At 52.9% G+C, this 7,881-nt stretch carries 16 protein-coding genes; 11 read left to right on the top strand and 5 right to left on the bottom strand.

Annotated elements, in window-relative coordinates; genetic code table 11:
* Positions 1-99 precede the first annotated feature (99 nt).
* The 10 genes from ACPGUT_RS15345 (at position 100) to ACPGUT_RS15300 (ending at position 5,381) form a co-directional block, all read left to right on the top strand.
* Entirely contained in the window at positions 100-543 is a 444-nt protein-coding gene (locus ACPGUT_RS15345; protein ID WP_423992874.1) for a hypothetical protein, read from the top strand.
* Positions 540-1,016 (top strand): hypothetical protein, encoded by a 477-nt coding sequence (locus ACPGUT_RS15340; RefSeq protein ID WP_423992872.1) that lies wholly within the window; start codon positions 540-542, stop codon positions 1,014-1,016. The genes ACPGUT_RS15345 and ACPGUT_RS15340 overlap by 4 nt, the downstream gene beginning before the upstream one ends.
* A complete protein-coding gene (locus ACPGUT_RS15335; protein WP_423992870.1) occupies positions 1,013-1,456 on the top strand; it encodes a hypothetical protein in 444 nt (147 codons plus the stop codon). Before ACPGUT_RS15340 ends, ACPGUT_RS15335 begins: the two co-directional genes overlap by 4 nt.
* Positions 1,457-1,691: 235 nt before the next feature.
* Positions 1,692-2,039, top strand: coding sequence for a hypothetical protein (locus ACPGUT_RS15330; protein WP_423992868.1), 348 nt, complete (start codon positions 1,692-1,694; stop codon positions 2,037-2,039).
* A 22-nt stretch (positions 2,040-2,061) separates the two neighbouring features.
* Positions 2,062-2,886 (top strand): phosphoadenosine phosphosulfate reductase family protein, encoded by an 825-nt coding sequence (locus ACPGUT_RS15325; protein WP_423992866.1) that lies wholly within the window; start codon positions 2,062-2,064, stop codon positions 2,884-2,886.
* A 182-nt stretch (positions 2,887-3,068) separates the two neighbouring features.
* Positions 3,069-3,296 (top strand): hypothetical protein, encoded by a 228-nt coding sequence (locus tag ACPGUT_RS15320; protein ID WP_423992864.1) that lies wholly within the window; start codon positions 3,069-3,071, stop codon positions 3,294-3,296.
* A gap of 8 nt (positions 3,297-3,304) precedes the next feature.
* Entirely contained in the window at positions 3,305-3,562 is a 258-nt protein-coding gene (locus ACPGUT_RS15315; RefSeq protein ID WP_423992862.1) for a hypothetical protein, read from the top strand.
* Positions 3,559-3,756, top strand: coding sequence for a helix-turn-helix domain-containing protein (locus tag ACPGUT_RS15310; RefSeq protein ID WP_423992860.1), 198 nt, complete (start codon positions 3,559-3,561; stop codon positions 3,754-3,756). Before ACPGUT_RS15315 ends, ACPGUT_RS15310 begins: the two co-directional genes overlap by 4 nt.
* A gap of 222 nt (positions 3,757-3,978) precedes the next feature.
* A complete protein-coding gene (locus tag ACPGUT_RS15305) occupies positions 3,979-4,191 on the top strand; it encodes a MarR family transcriptional regulator (protein WP_423992858.1) in 213 nt (70 codons plus the stop codon).
* The gene (locus ACPGUT_RS15300; RefSeq protein WP_423992856.1) at positions 4,188-5,381 is read left to right on the top strand and encodes a tyrosine-type recombinase/integrase; all 1,194 of its coding nucleotides are present in this window, start codon (positions 4,188-4,190) and stop codon (positions 5,379-5,381) included. The genes ACPGUT_RS15305 and ACPGUT_RS15300 overlap by 4 nt, the downstream gene beginning before the upstream one ends.
* An 8-nt stretch (positions 5,382-5,389) precedes the next feature.
* Here ACPGUT_RS15300 and ACPGUT_RS15295 read toward each other — a convergent pair whose 3' ends face one another.
* The 4 genes from ACPGUT_RS15295 to ACPGUT_RS15280 all read right to left on the bottom strand — a co-directional run bounded on the left by ACPGUT_RS15295 (position 5,390) and on the right by ACPGUT_RS15280 (position 6,566).
* A complete protein-coding gene (locus ACPGUT_RS15295; RefSeq protein WP_423992854.1) occupies positions 5,390-5,671 on the bottom strand; it encodes a hypothetical protein in 282 nt (93 codons plus the stop codon).
* The gene (locus ACPGUT_RS15290; protein WP_423992852.1) at positions 5,664-5,786 is read right to left on the bottom strand and encodes a hypothetical protein; all 123 of its coding nucleotides are present in this window, start codon (positions 5,784-5,786) and stop codon (positions 5,664-5,666) included. The genes ACPGUT_RS15295 and ACPGUT_RS15290 overlap by 8 nt, the downstream gene beginning before the upstream one ends.
* A gap of 3 nt (positions 5,787-5,789) precedes the next feature.
* A complete protein-coding gene (locus ACPGUT_RS15285) occupies positions 5,790-6,065 on the bottom strand; it encodes a hypothetical protein (protein WP_423992850.1) in 276 nt (91 codons plus the stop codon).
* 102 nt (positions 6,066-6,167) lie between these two features.
* Positions 6,168-6,566: a GIY-YIG nuclease family protein gene (locus ACPGUT_RS15280; RefSeq protein ID WP_423992849.1), complete on the bottom strand. Its 399-nt coding sequence runs from the start codon at positions 6,564-6,566 to the stop codon at positions 6,168-6,170.
* Positions 6,567-6,990: 424 nt separating this feature from the next.
* Between ACPGUT_RS15280 and ACPGUT_RS15275 the strand changes: the two genes are divergently transcribed.
* Entirely contained in the window at positions 6,991-7,326 is a 336-nt protein-coding gene (locus ACPGUT_RS15275) for a hypothetical protein (protein ID WP_423992847.1), read from the top strand.
* Between the two features lie 9 nt (positions 7,327-7,335).
* Here ACPGUT_RS15275 and ACPGUT_RS15270 read toward each other — a convergent pair whose 3' ends face one another.
* Entirely contained in the window at positions 7,336-7,758 is a 423-nt protein-coding gene (locus ACPGUT_RS15270) for a hypothetical protein (RefSeq protein ID WP_423992845.1), read from the bottom strand.
* Positions 7,759-7,881: the final 123 nt, after the last annotated feature.

The raw sequence follows: 7,881 nt of genomic DNA, 5'->3' as shown, positions 1-7,881 counted from the left end.
AAGTATCGCGCATGGCTTGAGATGGATTTCACAGACCTGACATTTGGCGAATACGTCAAAAACGCTACCGCTCGCGTAGCCCATATTTAGGACGCCAACATGATTGATCTACAGGCATTAAGCGATGCGGCAACGCAAGGTGATTGGGGGCAATCCCACCGCCAAAAAATTAACAGCGATATGTACGCTACTGAAATTTACGCAACATGTGACGCAAGAAACAACAGTATTGCTTGCCTGCATTGGCACAGTGTCAAAACGGAAACCGGCTATCGAACAGATAGGCAGGGAAACGCAGAATACATCGTCGCCCTCGTCAACGCGCACCGCTCAGGCGATCTAGTGACCCGCGCCGATATGGAAGCCGCTGTGGTGGCGGAACGGGAGGCGTGTGCTGTGGTTGCTCTAAACGCAGAGCAGCAAGCTGAACACATCGGGAAACAACACCCAGAGGACAGCATGTCAAGAGCGGCGATGTTCGGGCGATCTCGTGAGGCTGGCTATATCGCCGCCGCCATCCGCGCACGGGGAGACGCTCAATGACTGATGCACCTGACCTGTTGCCCTGCCCGAACCCTTGGTGCATCGACAATAAACGCCTCATAGTTTGGGATTTGTTCTCCAAGCGGGTCATCTGCACCTGTGGCATTAAAGGGCCTCGAAGCGCAACAAAAGCTGACACTAACCAAGACACACAAATCAACAATGGCCTTGAGAAAACAGCGATAACAGAGGCCATAGAGGCTTGGAACACCCGCGCCGACCTTGCCCCCGTGGTGAAGGTCAAGCCGTGCAATTGGAGAGACAATGAAAGTGCGACCTATGGCGGCCCTTGGATAATCCTACATACCGCACACGGCAGCCCGTCTGGGCAACGCATGTGGCGCGGAAAGGATCTCGGCTACAAACACGGAACAACAAAACATCTTGGTTATGAATGGCATGAGGCCCGCGACGCCGCCAAAGCCGCCGCCCAATCGCACCACGACGCCCAAGTACGGGCCATGATCGAATGACCACAGCAACCCGCACCATAGGCAACAGCGAACAGCTGGCATCATATGTTCAACTTCTGGGCAATATGAAGCAACCGTTCACGGCAACAACAACGCCAGGCATCAAGCGCAGCTATGAGCAAAACCGCCTGCAACGCATGTGGGTGAATGAGATTGCAGAACAGCTGGGCGACAGAACTGCCGAGGAAGTGCGTGGGGAATGTAAGCTGCACATCGGGGTGCCCATTCTGCGCGCTGAAAATGAAGCATTTGCGGCCAGCTATGATCAGATCGTGCGGCCCCTGCCCTATGAAGCCAAAATGGCGCTGATGATGGTGCCGTTTGACTTCGGTGTGACGCGGATAATGACCACAAAGCAAAAGACAACGTACCTCGATCATATGCAGCGATACTGGGCTGGGAAGGGCGTTGTGCTGACACAGCCGGAGGAACGGACGTGAGACCAATGGAAACCGTCCCAACAGATCGGCCCGTGCTACTTCACTTGCCCCGAGGCATATCCTTTCGTGGCGAATTACACCCATTCGTCGGATCGGAAGGTGAGGACGTTTATGGTTGGGTGTGTCTTGAGGAGGGTAAATCTCCTGATAATTGGACAGATGGTGTTTGTTGGTCTGTGAATGAGGACGGCAACCCATCAACCAAACCCACTGGATGGTCAGAGGTATATAGGCCATGACCCAACTACGCTACAGCGATTTCCTGGAGTCCGACGAGCTAGGCAAGGATCCGCAATACCTGCGCGACCTGCACAGCTTACCGTGCTGCGTCTGCGATGCCTTTGGTTTGACGCAAACCAGCCCAACAGAGGCGCACCACGTTATCTGTGGACGGTACGGCAATCACAAGACGCCTGACCGTATGGCTATCCCGCTTTGTCAGGATCACCACCAAGGACTGCGCGGCGACAGGGACAAAAGCAAGATGGCGATCCACCAAGGCAAAGAGAGCTGGGTGGCAGAATACGGCAACGACTTTGACTACATCGCGGCCACTCAAGACAAAATGGAACGCATGGGCTGATGCCCGATGAAAGGAATGAATGATGCGAGGTTACACACTTCCCCAAGGTAACGTGCAGATCAGTTTTAGCGGCGGCCGCACAAGCGCCTACATGCTGCACCAAATACTTGCGGTGAATGGTGATTTCGGTGAACGTGTGCAGGTAGTTTTCTCCAATACTGGACGCGAAATGACAGACACTCTGGACTTCGTGCAAGAGTGCGCAAGCCGTTGGGGCGTGAAAATTGTTTGGGTTGAGGATGCCGAGCGTGTCGCTGGAAAACCCTTATTTGATGTTGTTTCGCACAACTCTGCCAGCCACAATGGCGAGCCATTTTCGCGGCTGATAAGGCGCAAAAAAGCCTGCCCAGATCAGTCGAAGCGTTTCTGCACAGAACACCTAAAAATTCTCCCTGCGCGCCGTTATCTTATGTCTTTGGGTTGGAAAGAATGGGCAAACGCAGTGGGCATACGTGCCGACGAGCCGCACCGACTTAAACCATCGCCCGACAAGCGCGTGACCAAATGGTATCCGCTCGAAGATGTGACCGTCGAGACCGTCACCAAATTCTGGAAGGCGATGCCGTTTGACTTGAATGTCACAAAGGGCCTTGGGAATTGCGATGGCTGTTTTATGAAAAGCGAGGCTACGCTTGCGGCGCTGGCCCGAGATTATCCAGAGCGTCATAAGTGGTGGGAGGATCAAGAGGCAGCGGCATCGGCACTGACAAAGTCGCCAAACGGCGCAAGGTTTCGCGACCAATATACCAGAGCCGAATTAGGTAAATATGTTCGCCGCCAAGGTGACTGGATTTTTGATACGCAAGACGCATTGTGCCAAGCCGATCACGGCGAATGCACAGGATAACTTTACCGCACTTCGGCAAAACCATTTGAACACAACAGATCCCGATATCGGGAAACGCGACCACGGCGTCCAGTGGTAGCCTTAACGGGCAAACGGCAAACTTAGGTTTGTGCATAGACGTGCTACGTCAACCGCCCTCTGCCGCGCCAAATGGCAGGGGGCAAACTGCAAAAGGAACCCCCATGACAGACACACAGAAAACAGCCGATTACAATGCGGGATATGCGCAGGCCATCAAGGATGCTGTGGCGCTATGCAAGAAGGGTTGTGAATGGGACATGATTATTCACGACCAATGGGCAACGCACCCTGGAGGACGTGAAAAGCGTGCTGACTTGCGGGCATCATCTAAGGCCAAGGACGCTATGTCTGAAACCATCGCCGCCCTATCACAAGGGGAGCAGACATGAGAAAGGGCTTGAACACATTGACAGGCATGACAGACGACATGCCGACATCGATGCGAGAAGCCGTGCTTTCATCCGAAATTGAACGCCTGCGTGAGGCTCTGAAGCCTTTTGCTGAATACATGGAAGGCATGGGTCGCGACAATAAGGGCAAACAACTGCCTGACGATCAGGGGGTTGGTTGGGTTTACCTAACGCATGGTGATTTCAGAAACGCACGGCTTGCGATGGGGATGAGCGCAATTTCAGCAAAGGAAGCCACCCAATGAAGCCCCTGCTCACAGTACAGGAAGCGGCCGACATGGCTCAAGTCTGTGAGGCAACCATTTGGCGCGCCCTAAATAGCGGGGGCCTGACCCGCAAAAAGATCGGCAATGCAACGCGTATTCTAACCCACGAATTGCTTGATTTGCCTGCCCCTACCATTGAACACTTCGGGGGTAAATTCGGGGGCAGAAACTAACGACCAGCCCAGAATGTCATATAAATAAAGGGTATGACAGCTTTAATTGGTGCGGCTGAGAAGCACCAACCAACACTAGCAGGGCCTTGCGTCTTGCTGCAATACCTCGCAATATGCCTTTGAGATAAGGGCCTTATTTCCCAAAAGACTTGCAGCACCTATCAGCGCCTTGCGCTACGTTGCACGTCACTTCGGGGGTAAGAGTGGGGGTAGGGAATTGATATGAAGATGAATTGGAACCAACACGAAGCGCTTGACGCTATGCGCACTGGGGAGTGGGCTGAGTTTACTTCCGGTGAAATTGCAGAGAAAACAGGCCGCACCGCAGGGCAATCATCAAGAACAATGTCGCAGCTTTACAAAAAGGGCATGGTGACTCGCGCCGATATTGGCGGGAAGTATGCCTACGCCCTTCCTGCCGAAACCTTCCGTTGAAAAACAAACTCACAGCCCTAAGCGTAAAAAACGCAACCACCGGAAGGCACTTTGACGGTGGCGGGCTGTGGCTCAACAAAACCAAGACAGGCGGCAACTGGCTTTGGCGGTATAGCTTTGAAAAAGCACAGCGCGAAATGGGCCTTGGGCCGCTTGGATCATTGCCGCTATCCGAGGCGCGAAAGCAGCGCGACAGATGGGCAAGTGTTCTTGCGGAGGGCATTGACCCCATATCAGAGCGCAGACGCCAGAGGGCCACGGACAAGGCCACACGCGATCAGCATGACCCCACATTTGAGGACGCCACCCAGATTGTGTTTGACGCGAAAAAAGGGGGGCTGCGGGGCGAAGGCGACAGGGGCAAATGGCTGTCACCCTTGCGCGTCAATGCATTCCCAAGCATCGGTAGCCGCCGCGTGTCAGGATTGCATCAGAGCGATCTAAAAACGGCGTTGGCCCCAATCTGGAAAACTAAGCACCCCACGGCAGAAAAGACGCTTCAGAGGATTGGCATTGTCCTAAAGCAAATGCGCGCAATGGGGTTTACATGCGATCCAACCATTGTGGATTCTGCGCGTGCCATGCTGGGCACCGTCGATCACCAAACGCAGCACATAACAGCAACGCCCTGGCAAGACATGCCGGCCCTATATGCCAAGCTTGCGGGCATCGGATCCGCATCCCTGTGCCTGCGATGGATGATATTGACCTGCGTTCGCAGCGCCGGTTGCCTTGGATCTGAATTTGACGAAATATCCGATGACGTGTGGACCGTGCCTAAATCCAGAGTGAAAGCCAAAAAGGGCCAAGAGCGTGATTTCCGCGTTCCGTTATCTGCGGAGGCGATCAAGATTGCACACGCAGCATCTCAACTGTCAGAGCGTTACTTGTTTCAATCGTACCGCGCCAACGCCAGCCACATTACAGAGGCCGCGCTGCGCAAGGAATTATCAAAGCTGAATGAGGCTGGACGCCCCCACGGATTCCGCACAAGCTTCCGAACATGGGTGCAAGACACAGACGCCTGCGCATACGAAGTCGCTGAGACAGTCTTGGGCCATGTTGTTGGTGATACCGTAGAACGCAGTTATGCGCGGTCAGACCTTCTAGATAGACGTCGCATCGTCATGGACAAGTGGGCTGCTTTCGTTACGTGCGCACCCGCCGATGTCATCAAGATCAGGGGGTAGCCCCCAGATCAGTCAGGCTCCTTAGAATGGGTGTTCAGTTTCGTCAGCACAGGATGATCAGCGCCGCGCTCATCACGGTAGTTTGTTTGGATACGCTTCATCATTTCATCCCACGGCCCTGCCATTTCAGGCGGCAGGCTTTCTCGCACGTTGATGATTGCACCGACAACACTTCTTGAAAGCTCGCGGGGGCAAGTCTCAACCTCACCTGCGTAGGCACGGTCACACCAATTTGACAAACCAAGAAGTTGAAAAAGTGTCACCTCTACGTGATGTGGCAATTCAGCCATCGGTCAGCCCCTCCTTCGTGGGGGTGTTTGGTGCGCCCATAATCTTCCACCAAAACCAAATCCCGACAGGTACGGAAATCGGTAATCCATGCGTAGCATTTAGAAATTCCAGCATCACTCACTTCTCCTTAGAATGGTTGTGCTTTTCGTGGACTTGGTACTTTCGCGTTGAGACGATCCTGTGCGTCAAGCCGTCGCTTTCCGTGTGAGTCGTAATTGGCATGAAGGTTACAATTGGTTTGCCCATAAAGTTTATGACCTCAACCCCGTCAGGGTAAACTGATGCGCTTAACTTCTCTTTTGCAACGGCGAGAAGGGCTTCTCGGCTCATGCCAACAGCATCACAAATCACATCATCGTATTTGGAGGCCATGCCGTAAATTAGCTTTTCCATCATCAATCCTCCGGTGGGTGTTTGCGGCGGTTGTCTTCCAACCATGCGGCGTGATTTGCATACTGGTGCAGGTATTGCGGCGATACCTTGTGGTGCTGGCCTTCACCCATCCGAAAGGCCGCGTTCGATAAGCTGGCGACAACCTTCGGAGAAAGATGGCATCTTGCCAGTCCCTTCATCCCGATTGTCAGCGCACCAATCGTTCACTTTTCGCTGCATTTCTTGGGTCATCCCCAGTCTGATAAAATGTTCTGACACATAAAAATCTTTTACACCCACAACATTGAACAATGGCTTCTCAGTTCGTATCGCCCTCATCTCGGCATTGAAAGCGTCCTGCTCGCACCTGTAAGGCACGGCCTCAACCCGCACACAAAACTCAATCCATTTGGCTTTCACGTTTTTATGCTGCGCAATGCGGGATGGAACATTGTTTGCCTTCCCCACATACAGCAAGGCCCCATCGCCAGAAAAGGCTCTATAGACATTACTTTTGGTCACTGCTTGCCCGCTTCATTCTAGCCTCACACCTTGATTTCAGCTTGCGAATGAACGCCGCATAAACATCGCGGGCTGCAATTTTAGATGCCTCAATTCGCTCTAATTCTTCGCGCTCGTTGTCGCGGATGTAATCTTTCCAATTCATGAACGCAGTATGCACTTAACAGGCCCATTAGCAATAGTAAAAGAGTGCCTGCACTTTTGCGTACTATGTATGCGGTTTTATAACCCATTTCGATTGACTTTCATAAACAGCAATGGTAGTAGCAAGGCAGGGCAAAACACCTGATGCCCAGAACCTTGCAAAGATCATCACGTGGATGGTCGAAGCACCTAAGATTTAGAGGACCGACAGCATGGCCCCCAAACGCAAAAGCCCCCGCCGTTAAGCGAGGGCCTACCCCCTATAGAGAGGATAACGAATATGGCTGAAAGCCACCTAACAGAACATCACGTCACGCACCCATTCATCAAAGTTGAAGAATTTGGCGGAAATATTTCTTGGTCTATTGGCTGTGAAGTTCATCAAGATAGGATGGGTGGCGATACTTGGGTAGCGCACGGCGAAGGCAAGAAGATAATCAAAGAGATATCACGGCACACACCCAAAGGATACCGCGAAAAGGTTTTCTTTACTGTTGAGTACACCGATCCTGACGGGAACGCCTACAGCAAAAAGCGACTGCAAATGCTTGGGATTAGGGCTTTTCAGAATCGAGTAGCAGGCTTTGCTTTTGAATACGACGTTGAATCAACATAAATCAGCCCCTCACTTCGTAAACGTGGTTCGCGCCGATACAACGGGGCGTCCATCGCGCGGGGTCCACGTCACAAACATATCATGCTTACCCGCCGCCAGCTTATCATAGCATCCCTCATAGCCAACCCAGACGTCTAAGTGCATGCTGATCTCACGCTTAGGGGATGCGGAATATTTCGACCAGCCCTGATGCAGCAACGGACCTGATACGGTTTGACAGGATGGTGCGTCGGTGGCATCGGCTACCACCACAACGGTCCAGTCGGCAACCCCCGCAGGTCCGGGGACAGATCGAACCACGCGCACCTGATCCCCGACCACTGTCATATCGTGGACCTCAAGGAAGGCAGGCGTGGGTAGGATTGCCCCGATGGCTGCGTTTATAGCAATGATGCCACCCGCAATTCCGAGAAGTAAATTTGTGTTTATCATTTCGCTGCCCCCACGATATCGGCAATCAGCGTGATAATTTGCTCGCCGCGAATGTATGCAATGACCGCTGCAATGACCAGCCAAGCACGCCAGTTGCTAATTGCGGCATGTATTGGCCCGGTA

This window comes from Halocynthiibacter sp., assembly GCF_049608145.1.
In the GTDB taxonomy this organism is placed as follows: domain Bacteria; phylum Pseudomonadota; class Alphaproteobacteria; order Rhodobacterales; family Rhodobacteraceae; genus Halocynthiibacter.
The sequence above is the reverse complement of the archived record's forward strand: the minus strand, read 5'-3'. Positions and strand labels throughout refer to the sequence as shown.

Coding starts and splice junctions, on each gene's coding strand:
- ACPGUT_RS15270 (WP_423992845.1), bottom strand. CDS start 7,758: ATGATAAACACAAATTTACTTCTCGGAATTGCGGGTGGCATCATTGCT.
- ACPGUT_RS15285 (WP_423992850.1), bottom strand. CDS start 6,065: ATGGAAAAGCTAATTTACGGCATGGCCTCCAAATACGATGATGTGATT.
- ACPGUT_RS15275 (WP_423992847.1), top strand. CDS start 6,991: ATGGCTGAAAGCCACCTAACAGAACATCACGTCACGCACCCATTCATC.
- ACPGUT_RS15325 (WP_423992866.1), top strand. CDS start 2,062: ATGCGAGGTTACACACTTCCCCAAGGTAACGTGCAGATCAGTTTTAGC.
- ACPGUT_RS15310 (WP_423992860.1), top strand. CDS start 3,559: ATGAAGCCCCTGCTCACAGTACAGGAAGCGGCCGACATGGCTCAAGTC.
- ACPGUT_RS15335 (WP_423992870.1), top strand. CDS start 1,013: ATGACCACAGCAACCCGCACCATAGGCAACAGCGAACAGCTGGCATCA.
- ACPGUT_RS15330 (WP_423992868.1), top strand. CDS start 1,692: ATGACCCAACTACGCTACAGCGATTTCCTGGAGTCCGACGAGCTAGGC.
- ACPGUT_RS15340 (WP_423992872.1), top strand. CDS start 540: ATGACTGATGCACCTGACCTGTTGCCCTGCCCGAACCCTTGGTGCATC.
- ACPGUT_RS15290 (WP_423992852.1), bottom strand. CDS start 5,786: ATGCTGGAATTTCTAAATGCTACGCATGGATTACCGATTTCCGTACCT.
- ACPGUT_RS15345 (WP_423992874.1), top strand. CDS start 100: ATGATTGATCTACAGGCATTAAGCGATGCGGCAACGCAAGGTGATTGG.
- ACPGUT_RS15320 (WP_423992864.1), top strand. CDS start 3,069: ATGACAGACACACAGAAAACAGCCGATTACAATGCGGGATATGCGCAG.
- ACPGUT_RS15295 (WP_423992854.1), bottom strand. CDS start 5,671: ATGGCTGAATTGCCACATCACGTAGAGGTGACACTTTTTCAACTTCTT.
- ACPGUT_RS15305 (WP_423992858.1), top strand. CDS start 3,979: ATGAAGATGAATTGGAACCAACACGAAGCGCTTGACGCTATGCGCACT.